Below are 20,140 nucleotides of genomic sequence, written 5' to 3' on the forward strand. Positions count from 1 at the left end.
GGGGCCGATGGTCATGCTGCCGGGGATCGCCGACAAGGCCACGCTGGTGACGGGGTCGAGCCGCGGCATCGGCTACGCCGTCGCCGAGGCCTTCGTCACGGCCGGCGCCAAGGTCACCCTGCTCGCCGAGACGCAGGAGGTGGTGGACGCCGCCCGGCGCCTGGAGGAGGCCCACGGCACCGACGTCGGCTCCATCGTCTGCGACGTGCGCGAGGCGGCGAGCGTCGCCGGCGCGCTGCGCCGCTTCGGCCCGCTCGACATCCTCGTCAACAATGCGGGCCTCGAGCGCGAGACGCGGCTCGACGACCCCTCCGCCGTCGCCATGGTGTCCACCATCATGGACATCAACGTGACCGGGATGTTCCGCGTCACCCACGCCATGCTGCCGATGATGAAGCCCGGCGGGGTGATCGTGAACACCGCCTCCGAATGGGGCCGCTACGCGCCGGGCGGCTACTCCGCCTACGCCGCCTCCAAGCACGCCGTCATCGGCCTCACCCGCTCCTGGTCGCGCGAGCTCGCCGAAAGCGGCATCCGCGTCAACGCGGTGTGCCCCGGCTGGGTCGGCACCGAGCCGGCGATGCGCACGCTGCGCACGATGGCCGAGCGGCGCGGCGTCACCGAGGCGGAGATGACCGCCGAGATCGAGGCCGGGCAGGACATCAAGGGCGTGATGGAGCCCGCCGACGTCGCCGGCCTCTACCTGTTCCTCGCGAGCGATCTCGCCGCCAACATCACCGGCCAGGCGGTCCATGTGGACCGCGGCAAGTTCCAGGCCTGAAGGAGAACGATGTGCAGCCCCACGACGGCTTTGGCCCCGGCGCGTTCTGGCCTACGGAGGACGAGCTCGCCTCCACCGGCAACACCACGCTGAAGCACCCGGTCTCGCTCGACGGGACGCCCGAGATCGGCAAGCGCTACACGGTGCCCGCCCGCCAGGGCCTCGCCGTGCGCCTCAAGAAGGGCGAGCAGGTGCGGGTGATCAACACCCACGGCACGCAGGTCGTCGATTCCTGGGCCTTCAACGCCGCCGACCCGACCGAGTTCATGTCCATGGAGCACATGCGCCAAGGGATCAACGGCATCATCCCTAAGCCCGGCGACGGCCTCATGACCAACAAGCGCCGGCCGATCCTCACCTTCCTGGAAGACACCTCGCCCGGCATCCACGACACCATCATCGCCGCCTGCGATATCTGGCGCTACCGCAATCTCGGCGTAGAGGGCTACCACGACAGCTGCACCGACAATCTCAGGATGGCACTGGTGGCGATCGGCTTTCCCGTCGCGGAGGTGCCCTCGCCCTTCAACCTCTTCATGAACATCCCGGTGCGGCCGGACCACTCGATCGGCTGGGAGCCCACCGTGTCGAAGCCGGGCGACAGCGTGACCTTCCGGGCGGAGATGGACCTCGTCTACGCCGTGTCCGCCTGCCCGCAGGACATCGTGCCGATCAACGGCGCGGGCCTCGCCCCCGTCGACGCCCATCTCGAAGTGCTGGCGGAGGCCTGATCATGACCGTGCGAATGGCCGACATGGCCTGGCCCGAATACGAGAAGCGCATCAAGGCCGGCGCGGTGGTGATCCTGCCGGTGGGCTCGATCGAGCAGCACTCCTACCACCTGCCGCTCGGCGTCGACCGCTACCTTCCCGCCCTCGTCGCGGAGCGGGCGGCGGAGGAGCTCGGCGCGATCGTCGCCGAGCCGGTGCTCTACGGCGCCCGCTCGCAGATGCGCATGGGCGGCGGCCAGACCTATCCCGGCACCACCAGCCTGTCGCCGGTGACGCTGATGCACGTCATCCGCGACGTGCTCACCGCCTTCATCGCGCACGGGGCCAAGAAGATCGTGGTGTGCAACGGGCACTACGAGAACATGATGTTCACCTTCGAGGGCATCGACATGGCCCTCAAGGACGCCAAGATGCTCGGCGTCGACGACGTGCGCGTGATGCGGTTCGAATATTGGGACTACATGACCCGCGAGACCATCGACGCCCTGTTCCCCGACGGCTATCCGGGGATGGAGCTGGAGCATGCCGCGCTCATCGAGACCTCGCTGATGCTCCACTTCCGCCCCGACCTCGTCGACATGAGCAAGCTGCCCAACGAGAGCGCCGGGGACTTTCCCGCCTACGACATCTTTCCCGCCACGCGGGAGGGGGTGCCGCCCTCGGGCGCCCTGTCGCCGCCCAACCGGGCGCGGGCGGAGTACGGGGCGCGGATCGCGGGCGACTGCGTGAAGGGCATCGTCGCCGACATTCGCAAGGTGTTCGGCGCCTGAGGCAAAGGGCGACGCGTGATCCGCCTTGCGAAGGTGGGAAGGCTGTGCTCACCCTTGCCACACGCAAGAATAGGCGAACAGGGGAGTTCTCCATGAAGACCAGCATGATGGCGCTCATCGGTGCCGCCGCGCTCGCCGCGGCCACCCCGGCTCTGGCCGACGATGCCAAGATCGGCGTGCTGCTCGGATTCACCGGCCCGCTCGAGAGCCTCGCGCCCGACATCGCCTCCGGTGCCGAGCTCGCGATCTCCGAGGTATCGGAATCCGGCAAGCTGCTCGACGGCACCACCGTCACCGCCGTCCGCGGCGATTCCACCTGTATCGACGCCGGCGCCGCGACGGCCGCCGCCGAGCGCCTCATTACCTCCGATGGCGTCGCGGGCATCGTCGGCGCCATGTGCTCCGGCGCGACCACCGCGGCGCTGCAGAATGCGGCCCTGCCGAACGGCGTGGTAATGATTTCCCCGTCCGCCACGTCGCCGGCCCTCTCCACGGTGGAGGACAACGGCCTCTTCTTCCGCACCGCCCCGTCCGACGCACGTCAGGGCGAGATCATCGCCGACATGCTGACCGAGCGCGGCATCAAGGAGGTGGCGCTCACCTACACCAACAACGACTACGGCAAGGGTCTCGCCGACGCCATCGCGGGGGCCGTCGAGAAGGCCGGCGGCACGATCACCATCAACGCCCCCCACGAGGACGGCAAGGGCGACTACTCCGCCGAAGTCGCGGCGCTGGCGGCGGCCGGCGGCGAGATGCTGGTGGTGGCCGGCTACCTCGACCAGGGCGGCAAGGGCATCATCCAGGCTTCGCTCGATTCGGGCGCGTTCGACACCTTCCTGCTGCCCGACGGCATGGTCGGCGAGGCGCTCGTCGACGCCATCGGCCCCGACCTCGACGGCTCCTTCGGTGTGATGCCGGGCACCGATTCCAACGGCGCCGAGATCTTCGCCAAGCTGATCGAGGCGGCCGGCTCCAAGCCCGGCGTCTACGCTCCGGAGGCCTACGACGCCGCCGCCCTCATCATGCTCGCCATGCAGGCCGCCGGCTCCACCGACCCCGCCGAGTACAAGACGAAGATCATGGACGTCGCCAACGCGCCGGGCGAGGAGATCATGCCGGGCGACCTCGCCAAGGCGCTCGAGATTCTCGCCGGCGGCGGCGACGTGGACTATGTCGGCGCCTCCTCGGTGGAGCTGATCGGTCCGGGCGAGAGCGCCGGCAACTTCCGCGAAATCGAGATCAAGGACGGCAAGATCGAGACGGTACAGTACCGTTGATCTCCGAGACCGCATCGGCCCGGGACACCCGGGCCGATCACCCCGTCGCTGCGCCCGAGGCGATGGTCGCCGTCGACCACCTGTCGAAGTGGTTCGGCGGCATCCACGCCGTGCGCGACGTCACGCTGCAGATCAAGCGCGGCACGATCACCGGCCTCATCGGTCCGAACGGGGCCGGTAAGACCACCCTCTTCAACATCATCGCGGGCCACTACACGCCGACCTCCGGCACCGTCTGGCTCGACGGCGAGGACGTGACGGGGCTCGCCCCCCACGAGCTGTTCGGCCGCGGCCTCCTACGCACCTTCCAGCTCGCCCAGGAGTTCCACTCCCTCTCGGTGCGCGAGAACCTCATGATGGTTCCCGCCGAGCAGCCCGGCGAGAACCTTCTCAACGCCTGGTTCCGCCCCGGCCGCGTCGCCGCCCGCGACGCCGCCATCGCCCGGCGCGCCGACGAGGTGCTCGACTTCCTCACCCTGTCGCACCTTGCCACCGAGCGCGCCGGCAACCTCTCCGGCGGCCAGAAGAAGCTCCTCGAGCTCGGCCGCACCATGATGGTCGACGCCAAGATCGTGTTCCTCGACGAGGTGGGCGCCGGGGTGAACCGCACCCTTCTCAACACCATCGCCGACGTGATCCAGCGCCTTCACCGCGACGAGGGCTACACCTTCTGCGTCATCGAGCACGACATGGACTTCATCGCCCGCCTCTGCGATCCGGTGATCGTCATGGCCGAGGGCGCCCATCTCGCCGAAGGCACCGCCGCGGAGATCCTCGCCAACGAGGCCGTCATCGAGGCCTATCTCGGCACCGGCTCCAAGCATGCCCGCCCGAAGTCCGCTCCCGCCGCGGGAGGGGAGGCATGAGCTTTCTCAAGGCCGAAGGGATGCGCGGCGGCTACGGCAACGACGACATCCTCAACGGCTGCACCGTGGAGGCCGACAAGGGCGAGATCGCCGTCATCGTCGGCCCCAACGGCGCCGGCAAGTCCACCGCCATGAAGGCCGTTTTCGGCATGCTCGCGCTGCGCGAGGGGTCGGTGACGCTCGACGGCCGCGACCTCACCAAGCTGAAGCCAACCGAGCGCGTCGCCGAGGGCATGAGCTTCGTGCCGCAGGTGCGCAACGTCTTCCCCACGCTGACGGTGGAGGAGAATTTGGAGATGGGCGCCTTCCTGCGGCGCGACGACATCTCCGGCACCATGGAGGAGGTCTACGGCCTCTTCCCGATCCTCAAGGAGAAGCGGCGGCAGCCGGCGGGCGAGCTCTCCGGCGGCCAGCGCCAGCAGGTCGCCGTCGGCCGCGCGCTGATGACGAAGCCCACCGTCCTGATGCTCGACGAGCCCACCGCCGGCGTCTCCCCCATCGTGATGGACGAGCTGTTCGACCGCATCATCGAGATCGCCCGCACCGGCATCGCCGTGCTCATGGTGGAGCAGAACGCCAAGCAGGCGCTCGAGATCGCCACCCGCGGCTACGTCCTCCAGCACGGCACCAACGCCTACACCGACACCGGGGAGGCGCTGCTCGCCAACCCGGAGGTCCGCCGCACCTTCCTCGGAGGCTGAACGTGGACGGTCTCCTCAACGCGCTCGTCGTCCTTGCGAACTTCGCCCTCGTGCCGGGCATCGCCTACGGCAGCCAGCTCGCCCTCGGCGCGCTGGGCGTGACTCTCGTCTTCGGCGTGCTGCGCTTCTCCAACTTCGCCCACGGCGAGACGATGTCGTTCGGCGCCATGATCGCGATCTTCGTCACCTGGATCCTCCAGGCGAACGGCGTCTCCATCGACCCGCTGCCGACGGCGCTCCTCGCGCTGCCCGTGGCGATCCTCGTCACCGTCGGCGTCGTCCTCCTCACCGACCGCTTCGTCTACCGCTTCTACCGCCACAAGCGATCCGACCAGGTGATCTTCATCATCGTCTCCATCGGCGTGATGTTCGTGATGGCGGGGCTGATCCGCTTCCTCATCGGCCCCAACGATCAGATCTTCACCGACGGCGAGCGCTTCCTCATCTCCGCCCGCGACTTCCGCGACCTCACCGGGCTGCGCGAAGGTCTCGCCATCAAGACCACCCAGGTCATCACCGTGGTGGCGGCGGTGGTGTGCTGCGTCCTCCTCTTCCTGTTTCTGACGCGCACGCGCACCGGCAAGTCGATGCGCGCCTACGCCGACAACGAGGATCTCGCGACGCTGTCGGGCATCGACGCCGGACGCGTCGTCCTCATCGCCTGGACGCTGTCGGCGACCCTCGCCGTCATCGCCGGCACCCTCTACGGGCTCGACAAGAGCTACAAGCCCTTCGTGTTCCAGGAGATCCTGTTGCCGATCTTCGCCGCGGCGATCGTCGGCGGGCTCGGCAGCCCGGTAGGGGCGATCGTCGGCGGCTACCTCATCGCCTTCGCCGAGGTGCTCCTCACCTACGCCTACAAGCGTTTCCTCGGCCACATGCTGCCCGACGCGTGGATGCCCGACGGTCTCGCCCAGCTCCTCGGCACCGAGTACAAGTTCGCGGTGGCCTTCGTGATCCTCGTCATCACGCTGCTGATCCGGCCTGCCGGCATCTTCAACAGGAGGTCCGGTTGATGCGCACCGTCCTGCCGTTCGTCATCTTCTTCTTGCTCCTCGTCCTCGTCGGGGTGCTGCAGAGCTGGTCGCTCGCCTTCTCCATCATGAACCTCTGCCTCGTCTCGGCGGTGATGGCGCTCGGCGTCAACATGCAGTGGGGCTATGCGGGGCTCGTCAATTTCGGCGTCATGGGCTTCTCCGCCCTCGGTGGGCTCGCCGTGGTGCTCGTCAGCGCGCCGCCGGTGCCGGAGGCGTGGGCGGTCGGCGGGCCGGGCGTGCTCTTCGCGGTGCTCATCGCGATCGCGACGGCCGCGCTGGCGATCGCCGCCCGCCGCATCTTCGCCGAACGCGTCGCGCGGATCGTGGCGACGGGCGTCGTCGTCGCCGTCGGCATCTGGGCCGTCGCCGACGTTCTGGAGCCCGCCACCGACGCCATCGAGGCGGTCGACCCGTCGTTCACCGGCTTCCTCGGCGGCCTGGGGCTGCCGGTGGTCCTCGCCTGGATCGTCGGCGGGCTGCTCGCCGCCGGCGCGGCCTTCCTGATTGGCAAGATCGCGCTGGGGCTGCGCGCCGACTATCTCGCCATCGCCACCCTCGGCGTGTCGGAGATCATCGTCGCGGTGATGATGAACGAGGACTGGCTGTCGCGCGGCGTGAAGAACGTGGTGGGCCTGCCGCGGCCGGTCCCCTACGAGGTCGGGCTGCGCGAGGCGGACTGGTTCCAGAGCCTCGCCGCCACGCTGCCGATCGGTGCGGTGGAGCTCTCCTCGCTCATCGTCAAGGGCTGCTATGTCGGCCTCTTCACCCTCTTCCTCGCCGTCATCCTGTGGCTCGCGGAGCGGGCGCTCGCCTCGCCTTGGGGCCGCATGATGCGGGCGGTGCGCGACAACGAGACCGCCGCCGAGGCGATGGGCAAGGACGTGAAGCGGCTCCACCTCCTCGTGTTCGTGATCGGCTCCGGGGTGATCGGCCTCGCCGGGGCGATGCTCGTCACGCTCGACGGCCAGTTCACCCCCGGCACCTATCAGCCGCTCCGCTTCACCTTCCTCATCTGGGTGATGGTCATCGTGGGCGGCTCGGGCAACAACTGGGGGGCGACGCTCGGGGCGTTCCTCATCTGGTTCGCCTGGGTCGAGGCCGAGCCGATCGGCGGCATGGTGATCGACGTCGCCACGAGCTGGCTCGGGGACGCCTCGCCGGTGCGCCAGCACCTCATGAGCAACGCCGCCCAGATGCGCCATGTGGTGATGGGGGTCGTGCTGCTCCTCGTCCTGCGCTTCGCGCCGCGCGGCATCATTCCGGAGACCGACCGCACCTGATCAGGCCCAGATCGCCACCCGCAGGCCGCGCTCGTCGCATTCCGGCGGGTCGGGGAAGGGGGTGGCCTCGCCGGCGGCGCAGCGGCGCGCGATGAGCGCGATCGCCGCCGCGTCCACCGCGTCGACGAGCGGCAGCCCGGTGGGGCGCGCCCGGTCGAAGAAGTCCGCCGGAAAGCCGAGGCGCACGAGGAGCGCGATGCGCTCGGCGAGGCCCTCGCGCGTCGGCACTCCCTTCACCCGCTTCGCCGTCGGCATCGCCCGCTCGCCGTTGAGGCGCCAGAAGGCGACCTCGGCGTGACACTCGAAGATGCGGCCTTGGTTGTCGGGAGAGAGGAGAGCGTCGAGCTCGCGCACCTTGGGGAAGATCTGGAACGCCTGCCGGCTCACCTTGCGCGGCGGGTCGGAGGCGGCGAGCGCCGCCGCGCACGCTTCGCCGTAGGTCGCGGCATAGATCGCGGCGCGGCCCGGCATCGAGAAGATCGAGGACTGGCGCGGGCCGAGGAGGGGGCGAACCGCCTTCTCGGCGGCCCGCCCTGGCCCGCTGATCCGCTCCGGCAGCCCGAGCGGGATGTCGATCGCGACCACCATGCCGGAGGCGACGAGCGCCGCCGCGTCGGGGACGAGGCGCAGAAGGGGATCGGGCGGGCCCGCCGCCGCGACCTCCACCACCGCCCAGCCGAGGCGGCAGCCGTCGACCCCCGCGACCCTCACGCGACGGCGCGGACGAGGTCGAGCGGCGGCTTGGCGATCGCCTCCTGCCCCTCCGCGAGCGCGAGCACTTCCGCGTCGGAGGCGAGGATCACCCCGAGCGTCGCCGCCGCCGCCTCGCGCAACGCCGCCTCCGGCGTGGCGCCGCCGAGCCGGGCGGACAGGAGCACCGCCGAGAAGAGGTCGCCCGTGCCGCGCGGGGCGGGGGTGATCGCGGTGTGCTCCACCACCGTCGTGGCGGTCGGGGTCACGAGCATCGCCCCGATCGCGCCGGGCCGCTCCACGCCCGACGTCACCACCACCTCCGGCGGACCGAGGCGGCGGGCGACTGCGGCGAGATCATCCTCCGCCTCGCTCGCGCGCGCGAGGTCGCGCAGCTCGTTGGCGTTGGGGGTGGCGATGTCGGCGCGCGGGAGCAGCGCGCTGCCGATCGCGTCGGCCACGGCGTCGGGCACGTAGCGGCCGCGCTCGTCGCCCGTCACCGGGTCGACCAGCACCAGCGCGTCGCTGCGCGCGGCGCGCACCGCATCGATGAAGCGGGCGGCGGCGGCCACCTGGTCGGCGCTCGCGAAGTAGCCCGTCAGCACGGCGTCGACCTCGGCGGCTTTGGTGGCGAGCTCGTCGAGATGGGTGGCGAAGTCCGCCGGTCGCGAACGGGTGGAGGGGCCGAGACCCGGATGCCACGGCATCGTCACGGTCGCCACCGGCCACACCCGCGCCCCCCGCCGCTCCAGCGCGAAGGTGATGGCGCGCAGCCCCACCACCCCCCGCATCACGAACGAGGAGATCGCAACCACCGTCTTCGCCGACATTATCCGTCCCTTGGTTGACTTGACGGGCGGGACGATAGCAGGACCGAACACGACCAACCATCTGGGAGCGAAGGCTCCCTCGGGAGCGCCATGACCTTGTTGAGACGCACCGTCCTCTACGTGCCCGCCGACAACGGGCGGGCGCTTCAGAAGGCCCGCACCCTCGCCGCCGACGCCGTCATCGTCGACCTCGAGGACGCCGTTGCGCCCGACCGCAAGGTCGCGGCGCGCGAGGCGGCCCGCACCGCCCTCGATCTCGGCAAGGAGGTGGCGTTGCGCATCAACGCCGCCGGCACGCCGTGGCACGACGACGACGTGGCCTTCGCCCGCGAGGCCGGCTTCGGCGCGGTGGTGGTGCCGAAGGTGCGCCGCGGTCGCGAGCTTGCCGACCTCGCCGCCCGTCTCCCCGCCACGTTGTGGCCGATGATGGAGACCGCCGCCGGCATTCTCGCCGCCGCAGAGATCGCCGAGGCGGCCGCCGCCACCGGGCCGGCGGCCCTTGTGGTGGGCCTCAACGATCTCGCGGCCGAGGTGGGCGCCACTCTCGGGGCCGACCGGGCCGAGCTCTCCCACGCCCTGCAGCAGTGCGTGCTCGCCGGCCGCGCCGCCCGCCTCGACGTGATCGACGCGGTGATGAACGACATCGCCGACACCGACGCCCTGGTGGCCGAGGCGAAGGCCGGCCGCGCCCTCGGCATGACCGGCAAGAGCGTCATCCATCCGGCGCAGATCGCACCGGTGAACGCCGTGTTCGCGCCGGACGAGGCCGCGGTGGCGCAGGCCCGCGCTATCGTTGCGGCGATGGCGGAGGCCGAAGCCGCCGGCCGCTCCGTCGCCACCCTCGACGGACGTCTCGTGGAGCGCCTCCACGCCGACGCCGCCCGCCGCATCCTCGCCCTTGCCGAAGCCATCGCCGAACGAGACGCCTCATGAGCGACACCCTCACCATCGTCACCTGGAACATCAACTCGATCCGCGCCCGCATCGATCTCTTCGGCATGATGACGAAGAAGCTGCGGCCCGACGTCGTGCTCCTGCAGGAGACGCGCGTCACCGACGGCTCGTTTCCGCTCAAGACCATGCATCGGCGCGGCTTCAAGCACACCGCGCTCAACGGGCGCGGCGGGCATCACGGGGTGGCGATCCTCTCCAAGGTGCCGCTCGACGACGTCCGCATCGACATCATCGGCGGCATTGACCAGTCACGCCACGTCTCTGCGGTGGTCGACTGGGGCGGCCCGGCGCGCCTCCACTCGCTCTACGTCCCGTCCGGCGGCGACGAGCCGGACGTGGAGACCAACGAGAAATTCCGCCAGAAGCTCGAGTTCGTCGACGGCATGCTGGAGTGGGGACAGTCGGCCGTCGGCGAGCGTGCCATCGTCGCCGGCGACTTCAACATCGCCCCCTATCCGAGCGACGTCTGGTCCCACCGGCAGCTGCTCGACGTGATCAGCCACACCCCGGCCGAGACCGACCGGCTCGAAAATGTCCGCGCCTCGCAGGGGTGGGTGGACGTCGTGCGTCGCGACCGGCCGGAGCCCCAGGAGGTCTATACCTGGTGGAGCTACCGCAACAAGACGTGGCCGGGCTCCAACCGCGGGCGCCGGCTCGACCACATCTGGGCCTCCCCCTCGCTCGCCGACAGCGTGCGCGAGATCGACGTTCTGAGGGAAGCCCGGGGCTGGGAGAAGGCCTCGGACCACGTGCCGGTGGTCGCCCGCATCGAACGCTGACGCGGGCGGGGGCCGGCGTCGGCCGACCGCCTCAGAAGCGGTTGGCCGGGATCTTGAAGTAGCTGTGGCCGTCGCTCTCGGGGTCGGGCAGTCGGCCGCCGCGAAGGTTGCACTGGAGCGCGTGCAGCATGCGGTCGGGCAGGGGGAGCTTGGCGTCGCGGGTCTCGCGCACCGTCACGTAGTCGGCCTTCGACACGCCGCCCCCGATGTGGCTGTTCTTCGCGCGCTGCTCGGCGACGGTGCTTTCCCAGGCCGCGTCCTGACGCGTCTTGGTGCCGTAGTCGTGCCCCACGAAGATGCGCGAGTCGTCCGGCTCCTTGAGGATCTGCATCAGCGAATCGTAGAGCACGGCCGCCGAGCCGCCGGGGAAGTCGGCGCGCGAGGTGCCCGCGTCCGGCTGCATGAAGGTGTCGTGGGCGAAGATCGCGTCGCCGATCACGTAGGTGATCGAGCCGAGCGTGTGGCCGGGCGACAGGATCACCTTGGCCGGCAGCGAGCCCACCATGAAGGTGTCGCCGTCGGCGAACAGGCGGTCGAAGTCGCGCGTCGGATCGAAGGCGTCGGGAAGGTTGTAGAGATCGCTCCAGAGGGTGGCGATCTCCTTCACCTTCTCGCCGATCGCCATCGGCACGCCGGTCTTCTCCTTGAGCCAGGCCGCCGCCATCAGGTGGTCGGCGTGCGGGTGGGTGTCGAGAATGAGCGACAGGTTCAGCCCCTCGCCGGCGATGGTGTCGAGCGCCCAGGCGGCGCTGTCGAAGCGCGTGGTCGCCGAGCGCGGGTCGAACTCCTGCACCACGTCGATGACGACGGCGTCGCGCGTCGCCTCGTCGATGCAGATATATTGGCAGCTTCCCGTATCCGGTTCGTAGAAGCCGATCACGCGCGGGCTGCCACTGCCGCGGGAGGGGCTGACTTTCGTGTACATTGCGAAGCTCCGTCTCTGGTCTTATTCGGCGGCGGCGGTCCGGTCCGCCGTCCGGTCGGTCAGCGCGCACCAGGCGTGGTATTGCGACAGGAAGACCTGCCCGTTGAGCGCGTCGAGGAGGTGGGCGGTCTTGAGGCGATCCATCACCGGCCCCTTCACCTCGCTGAGATGCAGGCCGATGCCGAGATCGGTGAGGCTGTGGTTCAGCGCTTCGAGGCTTTCGAGGGCCGAATAATCGATCTCGTTCACCGCCGAGCACATCAGGACGACGTTGCGGATGGCCGGATCGTCGGCGATGCGGTCCTGCACGCAGTCCTCCAGGAAGCGGGCGTTGACGAAGTAGAGGCTCTCGTCCACCCGCAGGGTCAGGAGGCTCGGGTCGGTCTCCACCTTGTGGCGCCGGATGTTGCGGAAATGCTGGGTGCCCGGCACGAGCCCGACCTCGGCGATATGCGGGCGGCTCGTCTTGTAAAGGTGAAGGGCGATCGAGAGCACCACGCCAGTCGACACGCCCGCCTCCACCCCGAAGCCCAGCGTCACGACGATGGTCGCGGCGACGGCCAGGAAGTCGGCCTTGGAGTAGGCCCACGTCTTCTTCAGGATCGAGAGGTCGACGAGGCTCAGCACGGCGACGATGATGGTGGCGGCGAGCGTCGCGTTGGGCAGGTCATGCACCAGCGGGGTCAGCGCCACGGCGGCGATCGCGAGGCCCACGGCGGTGAACGCGCCGGCGGCGGGCGTCTCGGCGCCGGCGTCGTAGTTGACGACGGAGCGGGCGAAGCCGCCGGTGACCGGGTAGCCGCCGGTGAAGGCGGCGCCGATGTTGGCCGCGCCGAGGCCGATGAGCTCCTGGTCCGGATGGATGCGCTGGCGTTTCTTGGCGGCGAGCGTCTGGGCCACCGAGATCGATTCCACGAAGCCGATGACGGAGATCAGCAGCGCCGGCACCGCCAGCGAGGCGACGAGGTCGGGCGCGAAGGAGGGGAGCGTGAAGGGCGGCAGGCCCTGCGGCACGTCGCCGACGGTGGCGACGCCCCGGTCGGCGAGGCCGAAGCCCCAGACGGCGAGCGTCGTCACCACCACCGCCGCGACGGGGCCGGCCTTGGTGGCAAGGCCCGCGAGGCCGCCCGGCACGCCGATCGAGGTCAGCAGCGGCTTCAGCCCGCGCCGCACCCAGAAGAGAAAGAGAGTCGCGCCCGCGCCGATGACGAGGGTGACGACGTTGGTCTGGCCGAGATGGGCGACCAGCGAGGTCAGGATGTCGACGAGCGTCCCGCCGCCGGCCGACACGCCGAGGACATGCTTCAGCTGGCTCGCCGCGATCAGCACGCCCGAGGCGGTGATGAAGCCGGCGATCACCGGATGGCTCAGAAAGTTCGCGAGGAAGCCGAGGCGGAAGATGCCCATGACGAGCAGGATGGTGCCCGAGAGAAGGGCGAGGGTGAGGGCGGCGACGGCGTAGCCCGCCGTCCCCTGCGCCGCCACCTCGCTGACCGAGGCCGCCGTCATCAGCGAGACGACGGCCACCGGACCCACCGCCAGCGCCCGGCTGGTGCCGAGCACGGCATAGATCATGATCGGCACCACGGAGGCGTAGATGCCCGCCTCCGGCGGCAGCCCCGCCAGCATCGCATAGGCGAGCGACTGGGGGATGAGCATGATGGTCACGATCACCGCCGCCATCAGATCGTTGCCGAAGGCGGAGCGGGTGTAGTGCCGTCCCCAATCGAGGATCGGAACGTATCGGCGAATGGCTTCCCTCAATGGGACCTCCGAAGCGCGAATGGGGCGACCGGGCGCGTGCACCCGGTCGCAACAAGGCCTGAGACGGCTGGCGCCGACCTACTCGGCGGGGGTCGCCGAGAGCGGCTTGGGCTTGGCGAGCCACTCCTTGCCGCGCAGCATGGCTTTCCAGTAGATCGGCGGCAGCATGCGTTCCTTGAGGAACCAGGCGAGCCGGGTGGGCTTGCGCCCGTCGAGGATCCAGCGTGGAAAGCTCGGCAGCAGCGTGCCGCCGTAGCCGAACTCGGCGAGGACGATCTTGCCCCGCTCCACCGTCAGCGGGCAGGAGCCGTAGCCGTCATACTGGGCGAGCGGCGAGCGGCCCTCGATGTCGGCGACGACGTTCTCGGCCACCGTCGGCGCCTGCTTGCGGGCGGCGGCGGCGGTCTTGGCGTTGGGCGCGTTCATCACGTCGCCCAGCGACCAGATGTTGTCGAACGACTTGTGGCGTAGCGTCGCCTGGTCGACGTCGATCCAGCCCGCGGCGTCGGCGAGCGGCGAGACGCGGATGAAGTCCGGCGCCGTCTGCGGCGGGCAGACGTGCATCATGTCGAACTCCATCGTCACCCGCGACGGCGTGCCGTCGGGCGGGCTCACCGCGAAGGTCGCGGTGCGAGCCGGCCCGTCGACGGCCACGAGGTTGTGGAAAAAGTCGAGGGTCGCATCGTACTTCTTCACGTACTCCATCAGCGCCGGGACATAGTCCTTCACGCCGAAGAGCACGCCGCCGGCGTTGCAGAAGTGGATGTCGATGTCCTTCAGCACGCCTTCGCGGAACCAGTGGTCGGCCGACAGATACATCGCCTTCTGCGGCGCGCCGGCGCATTTGATCGGCATCGGCGGCTGAGTGAAGAGGGCGCGCCCCTTCTTCAGCGACTGGACGAGCTGCCACGTGTAGGGGGCGAGGTCGTAGCGGTAGTTGGAGGTGACGCCGTTGCGCCCGAGCGTCTCCTCCAGGCCCTCGATGCGGTCCCAGTCGAGCTTCAACCCGGGGCAGACCACGAGGCGGTCGTACTTCACCACGCGGCACCCGTCGAGGATCACCGCGTTGTCCTTCGGCTCGAAGGCGGCGACGGCGGCCTTGATCCAGGTGACGCCCGAGGGGATCAGCGAGCCCATGGTGCGCGCGGTGTCTTCCGGGGAGAAGATGCCGCCGCCCACCATCGTCCAGCCCGGCTGGTAGTAGTGGATGTCGGCGGGGTCGATCACCGCGATGTCGAGGTCGTGCTTGCGCGCCTTGAGGCTGGCGGCGACGGCGATGCCGGCCGCGCCGGCGCCGACGATCACCACGCCGAAGCTGGCGTCGGCCTGGTCGGTGGGCGTGCGCCCGCCGTTGGCGATGCGGCGGGCGACGCCGTTCATGTCGTAGCCGGCCGCCTTGGTGGCGGCGAGGATGTCGGGCACCGGCTTGTGATGCGCCGCCTCGTTGAGCGACCACAGCGTCGCCGACCGCGTGCCGGTGCGGCAGTAGGCGAGCACCGGCCCCGGCAGCTCCTCCATGGCGGCGCCGAAGCTCTTGGCGTCCTCGTCGAGCACCATGCCGCTCTTGACGGGGAGGTAGCGGGTTTCGAGGCCGGCGGCACGGGCGGCGGTCTCGATCTCCTGGAAGGTCGGCTGGTCGGCGCCTTCTCCGTCCGGCCGGTTGCAGATGATCGCACGGTAGCCGGCCGCCTTCAGGGTGGCGACGTCCGCCACCTCGATCTGCGGGCTCACGGACAAGCGTGCGTCGATGCGCTTGAGGTTCATGGCGATTGCTCGTCCCGGCTCAAAGGGTGTTGATCGGGACTTTGAGGAAGCGCTTGCCGCTCTCGTCCGGCGGCGGCAGTTCGCCGGCCCGCATGTTCACCTGCAGCGAGGGGATGATGAGGCGCGGCATGTCGAGCGTCGCGTCGCGCTCGGTGCGGAAGCGCACGAACTCGTCCTTGCTGCGCCCGCCGCCGACGTGGATGTTGCTCGTCTTCTCCTCCGCCACGGTGGTCTCCCAGCGGATCTCGCGCCCGTTGGGGCCGTAGTCGTGACACATGAAGAGCCGCGTCTCGTCCGGCAGCGCCAGCACCTTCTGGATGGAATCGTAGAGCGTCTCGGCGTTGCCGCCGGGGAAGTCGGCGCGGGCCGACCCGCCGTCCGGCATGAACAGCGTGTCGCCGACGAAGGCGGCATCGCCCATCACGTGCGTCATGCAGGCGGGGGTATGGCCGGGCGTGTGCATCGCGACGCACGGCACGCCACCCACGGTGTAAGTGTCGCCGTCGTCGAACAGACGGTCGAACTGCGAGCCGTCGCGCTGGAACTCGGTCCCCTCGTTGAACACCTTGCCGAAGGTGTCCTGCACGATGGTGATGTTGCGGCCGATCCCGAGTTTGCCGCCGAGCTTTTCCTGGATGTAGGGCGCGGCGGACAGGTGGTCGGCATGGACGTGGGTCTCGATCAGCCACTCCACCGTCAGCCCGCGCTCGCGCACGTAGGCGATGATCTTGTCGGCGCTCTCGTAGGAGATGCGGCCGGCGGCATAGTCGATGTCCATCACCGAATCGACGACGGCACAGGCGTTGGACGCCGGGTCCTTCACCACGTAGGAGATCGTGTTGGTCGCCGGATCGAAGAAGGGTCGCACCTCCGGCTTCACGGAAAGATCGACGGGATAGTGGTTCATCGGTTCCTCCACGGTTGTCATGTCGCCGAGCCGTTCTGGGGCGCGGCGGTTGTGTTGTTCAGCGACGGCGGCAGGTTCGAATGCCAAAGAGCCGGTAGGCCGGGCAGAAAGAGATGAGCGCGGTGAGAACGAGCACGGCGCCGACGACGATGGCGACCCAGTGCGGCCAACCCGCGGCGAGCGGTGCCGCCACGAAGGCGGCGATCAAGAGGGCAATCCCCACGATGGCGCGGATCACCCGATCCGCCGTCCCCAAATTGCGCATGGTCCGTCTCCTTGCAGCGTCCCGTGAGCCTCTTCTGGCATCGGTCGGCGGCAAGTGTCGGTGACATTGTCACCGAAGCCCGGCGGGGCGTATCAGGCGGCGCCCGCCGTGCCCGCGAGGCGCTTCAGGCCGGCCCGGTCGGCGATGCGGATCGTGCCGCGGGACTGCTCGATCCAGCCCCGCCGCTGGAAGTCGGCGAGGGTGCGGGAGATCACCTCGCGCGCCGTGCCGAGCTCCACCCCGAGGGCCTGGTGCGTCACTTTGACCGTGTCGTCGGTGGCGAGCTCCAACAGGCGCTCGGCGAGGCGCACGTCGAGCTTCTTGAACACGATCTCGTCGATCAGCATGAAGAGGTCGGTGATCCGCCGCGAGTAGGCGCGGAACACGAACTCGCGGAACGCGGCGGAACGCGCCACGAGCTCGTCGAACGCCTTGCGCGGGATGGCGATGGCGGTGACGTCCGTCTCCGCGATGCCGTCGGCCGAGTAGTCTTCCATCGACAGGACGCAGGCGGTGGTGAGGACGCAGCTCTCGCCGGGGTGGACGCGATAGAGGAAGATCTCGCGCCCGCTCTCCGAATGCTGGACGACGCGCACCGTCCCGTCGAGGAGGAGGAGGAGATTGTCCGCCGACTGGCCAGGCGCGAACACCTCCGCTCCGGCCGGCACCTTCACCATGCGGCTGCCACGGACGAGGAGCTGCCGCAGCTCCTCCGGGAGCTCGCGCAGCCCGGCGAACCGGTCGATCCAGCTCGTGTCGCCGTCGGCCGTCATCCGCCTTGCCGTCCGCGGCGGGCGTGAGTGCTGGGGCTGATGCGGCGCGTGAGGCCGCGCGGGGGGTGGCGGCGGGCTGAATGGCTCATGGCGTCGGTCGCTCGGCAGTTTTGCGCACGTGTGCCACGGCTGGGCGCAATCGAAAACTCCGATTTATCGATCTGCGTCGTTCCGCGCCGATTTTGTCCTCGATTCGGCGTCCGCCGCAGGCGATTCGTCGAGCGAAGATGCCGCCGAGGCGCGGATAGCGGGCGACGGTGGCGAGGGGGGCGAACCTGCCCGCCGTCCCGACGAGCTCGGTCGGGGGCCGAGCCCATGGCGTCGGGGGCGGGGCGTATCCTACCGCGACACCGACGGCAGCACGGCGTGGGCGAGAAGGCCGACGAAGGCGCACCCGGAGATGACGAGCGCGAAGGACAGCGCCGTCACCATCGGCAGCGCGCCGATGGTGGTGATGCAGATCATCGCCGCCGCGATCTGCAGCATGCCCGACATCGCCGACGCGCTTCCCACGTGGTCCGGTGCCGCGTTCATCGCCGAGGCGAGGGCGTTGGGCTGCGACAGTCCCGAGCCGATCAGCACCAGCCCCATCGGTGCGAAGAGCACCGCCGGGTGGGCGATCCCGGTCGCCGCGAAGGCGACGAGGAGGCCCGCCCCGCAGAACACCAGCCGGCTCCCGGTCAGCACCATGCGGTGGGGGCCGAGCTTCTGCGAGAAGCGCCCGGCGAGGAAGTTGCCGAGCACGTAGGAGCCGGTGGTGATCGGCCACCACATGACGAAGTCGACCGGCCGCAGCTGCCAGGCGTCGAGGATCACCACCGGGACGCCGGAGACGAAGCCGTACCAGGAGCCGAAGAGGGCGGCCGAGAACAGGGCGTAGCGCAGGAAGGGCGCCGACCGGAGGAGGGCGAAGCAATCGGCGAGGCCGATGCCGCCGGTCGCGGCGCGCTTGTTGACGAGCGACTCGTCGAGCCGCAGGTAGCAGAGGACGAAGAGCACGCCGCCGGCGCCGGCGAGAGCGACGAACACCGAGCGCCACCCGGCGATCATGTCGAGCATGCTGCCGAGCATCGGGCCGAAGCCCGCCGCGATCGCTGCCGCCATGATCGTGTAGCCGATCATGCTCGCGGCGCGTTCGGGCCCGTAGACGTCGCGGATGATGGTGCGGACCACCGTCGCCCCCGCCGCCGCGCCGAGCGCCTGGACGACACGCGCCACGAGGAGGGCGCTCAGCGACGTCGCCGCGGCGCAGGCGAGCGAGCCGACCACGAAGATCGCGAGCCCGAGGAGCATCGCCGGCCGGCGGCCGTGCCGGTCCGACAGCGGGCCGTAGAGGAACTGGCCGAGCCCGAGCCCGCCGAGGAACACCGACACCGCGGCGGTGAGCGCCCCGATGTCGGTGCCGAGCGCCACGGCCATTTCCGGCATCGACGGCATGTAGATGTGCACCGCGATGAACGCGACGGCGGCGACCGCCACCAGCAGGACCTGCGGATTGTGCGGCGTGGCAAGGGCCCCGGATGGGCGTGGCTCGTACAACGGATGGGGTCTCCGGAAGATGCGACGGAGCAATAACCATCGCACCTTAAATAAGTACAGACATATATACTTCCGGTCAACGTCGATGATCGGTGCCACGGCGGTCCGTCACCTTCGCCGGCCCCGGTCCCGCGGCGGCCGCGGCCTCAGTCGTCGGGGCGCGGCGGCGGCTCCAGGAGCTTCAGCCAGCGTGCCGCGAGCGCGATCGTCCACCCCTGGATCAGCAGTGATCCCAGAACCATCATGAAGACGATGTTGAAGAACGGCGCGCCGGCCGTGACGCCGCCGAGCGAGGGCAGGATGGCGAGCAGGATCGACACCGCGCCGCGCAGCCCGACCCAGCCGATGAAGGCGACCTCGCGCCAGGAAAAGCCGAACGGGATCAGGCAGATCCACACCGCCAGCGGCCGCGCCACGAAGATCAGCACCGCGCCGAGCCCCACCGCCGGCCACACCACCTCGGAGAAGGTGGAGGGGGTTGCGAGGAGGCCGAGCGTCAGGAACATGCCGATCTGGGCGATCCAGGTCATACCGACGAGGAAGCGGCGCACGCGGAAGGCTGCGCGGACGCCGCTGTTGCCGGCGACGAGGCCCGCCACGTAGGCGGCGAGAAAGCCCGACCCGCCGAGAAGGCCGGTGCCGGAGAACACGATCAGCGCCGCCATCAGCGCCACCACGGGGACGAGGCCGGCGTCCATCGAGCGCAGCCGCGACAGGAGCCAGGCGATGGCGAAGCCGCCCGCGAGGCCGAGCGCCAGGCCGAGGCCGACGCGCATCGTGAAGTCGCGCAGAAACGCCCAGCTCGCGGCGGTGGCGCTTATGTCGAAGCCGTCGGTCGCCACGGCGAGCTCGACGAGTGTCGCGGTGAGGAAGATCGCCATCGGGTCGTTGGCGCCGGATTCGATCTCCAACGTCGCCTTCACCCGGTCGCGCAGGTGGATGCCGCCGACGCGCAGCAGGAAGAACACCGCCGCCGCGTCGGTGGAGGCGACGATGGCGCCGAGCATCATGGATTCGATCCAGTCGACGCCGAGGAGGAGGTGGGCGGCGAGGCCGACGACGGCGGTGGTGAGGATCACCCCGAGCGTCGCGAGCGTCAGCGCCGGACCCGAGGCGATGCGGTAGCTCTTGAGCGGCGTCGCGAAGCCGGAATCGAACAGGATGATGGCGAGCGCCAGGGAGCCGACGAAGTAGGCCGTCGCTCCGGAATCGAACTCGATCCCGAGCACCCCGTCCTCGCCGGCGAGGAGGCCGATGAAGAGGAACACCAGAAGGAGCGGGGCGCCGATCCGCTGGGACAGGAGGCTCGTCAGCGCGCTGACGACGATGAGGCCGGCGCCGATCAGGATGGCGAGGTCCATCAGCGGGAACATCGTGCGCCTCTCTGGTCGCGGCGTCGCGCGCGCCCCGGGGAGGGGGCGGCGGACGGGGCACGGCGACGCGGCAGGGGGTGTGGCATTCTGCAGTGCAGCAAACACCGGCGGCGGGCGGACTTCAAGCCGGC

At 69.9% G+C, this 20,140-nt stretch carries 20 protein-coding genes; 10 read left to right on the plus strand and 10 right to left on the minus strand.

The genetic code is table 11. The features are described from left to right. Positions 1 to 7 precede the first annotated feature (7 nt). The 8 genes from JCR33_RS09760 (at position 8) to JCR33_RS09795 (ending at position 7,446) form a co-directional block, all read left to right on the plus strand. Positions 8 to 781 (plus strand): SDR family NAD(P)-dependent oxidoreductase, encoded by a 774-nt coding sequence (locus JCR33_RS09760; protein ID WP_198881868.1) that lies wholly within the window; start codon positions 8 to 10, stop codon positions 779 to 781. A gap of 11 nt (positions 782 to 792) precedes the next feature. Then, positions 793 to 1,512 (plus strand): urea carboxylase-associated family protein, encoded by a 720-nt coding sequence (locus tag JCR33_RS09765; protein ID WP_332461157.1) that lies wholly within the window; start codon positions 793 to 795, stop codon positions 1,510 to 1,512. A 2-nt stretch (positions 1,513 to 1,514) separates the two neighbouring features. Continuing rightward, on the plus strand, positions 1,515 to 2,282 hold the full coding sequence (locus JCR33_RS09770) for a creatininase (RefSeq protein WP_198881869.1): 768 nt from the start codon (positions 1,515 to 1,517) through the stop codon (positions 2,280 to 2,282). A gap of 92 nt (positions 2,283 to 2,374) precedes the next feature. Next, positions 2,375 to 3,562 carry an ABC transporter substrate-binding protein gene (locus tag JCR33_RS09775; protein WP_198881870.1) on the plus strand — a complete coding sequence of 396 codons (1,188 nt, stop codon included), beginning with the start codon at positions 2,375 to 2,377 and terminating at the stop codon, positions 3,560 to 3,562. 62 nt (positions 3,563 to 3,624) lie between these two features. Continuing rightward, on the plus strand, positions 3,625 to 4,428 hold the full coding sequence (locus tag JCR33_RS09780) for an ABC transporter ATP-binding protein (protein WP_198882204.1): 804 nt from the start codon (positions 3,625 to 3,627) through the stop codon (positions 4,426 to 4,428). Beyond that, positions 4,425 to 5,129: an ABC transporter ATP-binding protein gene (locus tag JCR33_RS09785; RefSeq protein ID WP_198881871.1), complete on the plus strand. Its 705-nt coding sequence runs from the start codon at positions 4,425 to 4,427 to the stop codon at positions 5,127 to 5,129. Before JCR33_RS09780 ends, JCR33_RS09785 begins: the two co-directional genes overlap by 4 nt. Positions 5,130 to 5,131: 2 nt before the next feature. After that, on the plus strand, positions 5,132 to 6,145 hold the full coding sequence (locus JCR33_RS09790; protein ID WP_198881872.1) for a branched-chain amino acid ABC transporter permease: 1,014 nt from the start codon (positions 5,132 to 5,134) through the stop codon (positions 6,143 to 6,145). Further along, positions 6,145 to 7,446 (plus strand): branched-chain amino acid ABC transporter permease, encoded by a 1,302-nt coding sequence (locus JCR33_RS09795; protein ID WP_198882205.1) that lies wholly within the window; start codon positions 6,145 to 6,147, stop codon positions 7,444 to 7,446. The genes JCR33_RS09790 and JCR33_RS09795 overlap by 1 nt, the downstream gene beginning before the upstream one ends. Here the strand turns inward: JCR33_RS09795 and JCR33_RS09800 are convergent, their stop codons facing one another. Next, positions 7,447 to 8,157, minus strand: coding sequence for a DUF429 domain-containing protein (locus JCR33_RS09800; RefSeq protein ID WP_198881873.1), 711 nt, complete (start codon positions 8,155 to 8,157; stop codon positions 7,447 to 7,449). Further along, the gene (locus JCR33_RS09805) at positions 8,154 to 8,966 is read right to left on the minus strand and encodes a PfkB family carbohydrate kinase (RefSeq protein WP_198881874.1); all 813 of its coding nucleotides are present in this window, start codon (positions 8,964 to 8,966) and stop codon (positions 8,154 to 8,156) included. Before JCR33_RS09805 ends, JCR33_RS09800 begins: the two co-directional genes overlap by 4 nt. A gap of 90 nt (positions 8,967 to 9,056) precedes the next feature. Here JCR33_RS09805 and JCR33_RS09810 point away from each other — a divergent pair, with 90 nt between their 5' ends. After that, positions 9,057 to 9,899 (plus strand): HpcH/HpaI aldolase/citrate lyase family protein, encoded by an 843-nt coding sequence (locus tag JCR33_RS09810; RefSeq protein WP_198881875.1) that lies wholly within the window; start codon positions 9,057 to 9,059, stop codon positions 9,897 to 9,899. Beyond that, a complete protein-coding gene (locus JCR33_RS09815; RefSeq protein ID WP_198881876.1) occupies positions 9,896 to 10,699 on the plus strand; it encodes an exodeoxyribonuclease III in 804 nt (267 codons plus the stop codon). The genes JCR33_RS09810 and JCR33_RS09815 overlap by 4 nt, the downstream gene beginning before the upstream one ends. Before the next feature lie 31 nt (positions 10,700 to 10,730). On the opposite strand, the gene JCR33_RS09820 is transcribed toward JCR33_RS09815, so the two are convergent. The 8 genes from JCR33_RS09820 to JCR33_RS09855 all read right to left on the minus strand — a co-directional run bounded on the left by JCR33_RS09820 (position 10,731) and on the right by JCR33_RS09855 (position 20,009). Further along, on the minus strand, positions 10,731 to 11,624 hold the full coding sequence (locus tag JCR33_RS09820; protein ID WP_198881877.1) for an MBL fold metallo-hydrolase: 894 nt from the start codon (positions 11,622 to 11,624) through the stop codon (positions 10,731 to 10,733). 21 nt (positions 11,625 to 11,645) lie between these two features. Next, a complete protein-coding gene (locus JCR33_RS09825; protein WP_198881878.1) occupies positions 11,646 to 13,388 on the minus strand; it encodes a SulP family inorganic anion transporter in 1,743 nt (580 codons plus the stop codon). A gap of 78 nt (positions 13,389 to 13,466) precedes the next feature. Further along, a complete protein-coding gene (locus tag JCR33_RS09830) occupies positions 13,467 to 15,152 on the minus strand; it encodes a bifunctional protein tyrosine phosphatase family protein/NAD(P)/FAD-dependent oxidoreductase (RefSeq protein WP_198881879.1) in 1,686 nt (561 codons plus the stop codon). 19 nt (positions 15,153 to 15,171) lie between these two features. Continuing rightward, on the minus strand, positions 15,172 to 16,059 hold the full coding sequence (locus JCR33_RS09835; RefSeq protein ID WP_198881880.1) for an MBL fold metallo-hydrolase: 888 nt from the start codon (positions 16,057 to 16,059) through the stop codon (positions 15,172 to 15,174). Between the two features lie 58 nt (positions 16,060 to 16,117). After that, positions 16,118 to 16,324 (minus strand): YgaP family membrane protein, encoded by a 207-nt coding sequence (locus JCR33_RS09840; RefSeq protein WP_198881881.1) that lies wholly within the window; start codon positions 16,322 to 16,324, stop codon positions 16,118 to 16,120. Positions 16,325 to 16,416: 92 nt separating this feature from the next. Beyond that, the gene (locus JCR33_RS09845; RefSeq protein WP_198881882.1) at positions 16,417 to 17,097 is read right to left on the minus strand and encodes a Crp/Fnr family transcriptional regulator; all 681 of its coding nucleotides are present in this window, start codon (positions 17,095 to 17,097) and stop codon (positions 16,417 to 16,419) included. A 339-nt stretch (positions 17,098 to 17,436) separates the two neighbouring features. Continuing rightward, positions 17,437 to 18,636, minus strand: coding sequence for a multidrug effflux MFS transporter (locus tag JCR33_RS09850; RefSeq protein WP_198881883.1), 1,200 nt, complete (start codon positions 18,634 to 18,636; stop codon positions 17,437 to 17,439). A 146-nt stretch (positions 18,637 to 18,782) separates the two neighbouring features. After that, entirely contained in the window at positions 18,783 to 20,009 is a 1,227-nt protein-coding gene (locus tag JCR33_RS09855) for a potassium/proton antiporter (RefSeq protein WP_211110195.1), read from the minus strand. Positions 20,010 to 20,140: the final 131 nt, after the last annotated feature.

Source organism: Acuticoccus mangrovi (genome assembly GCF_016411865.1).
In the GTDB taxonomy this organism is placed as follows: Bacteria; Pseudomonadota; Alphaproteobacteria; order Rhizobiales; family Amorphaceae; genus Acuticoccus; species Acuticoccus mangrovi.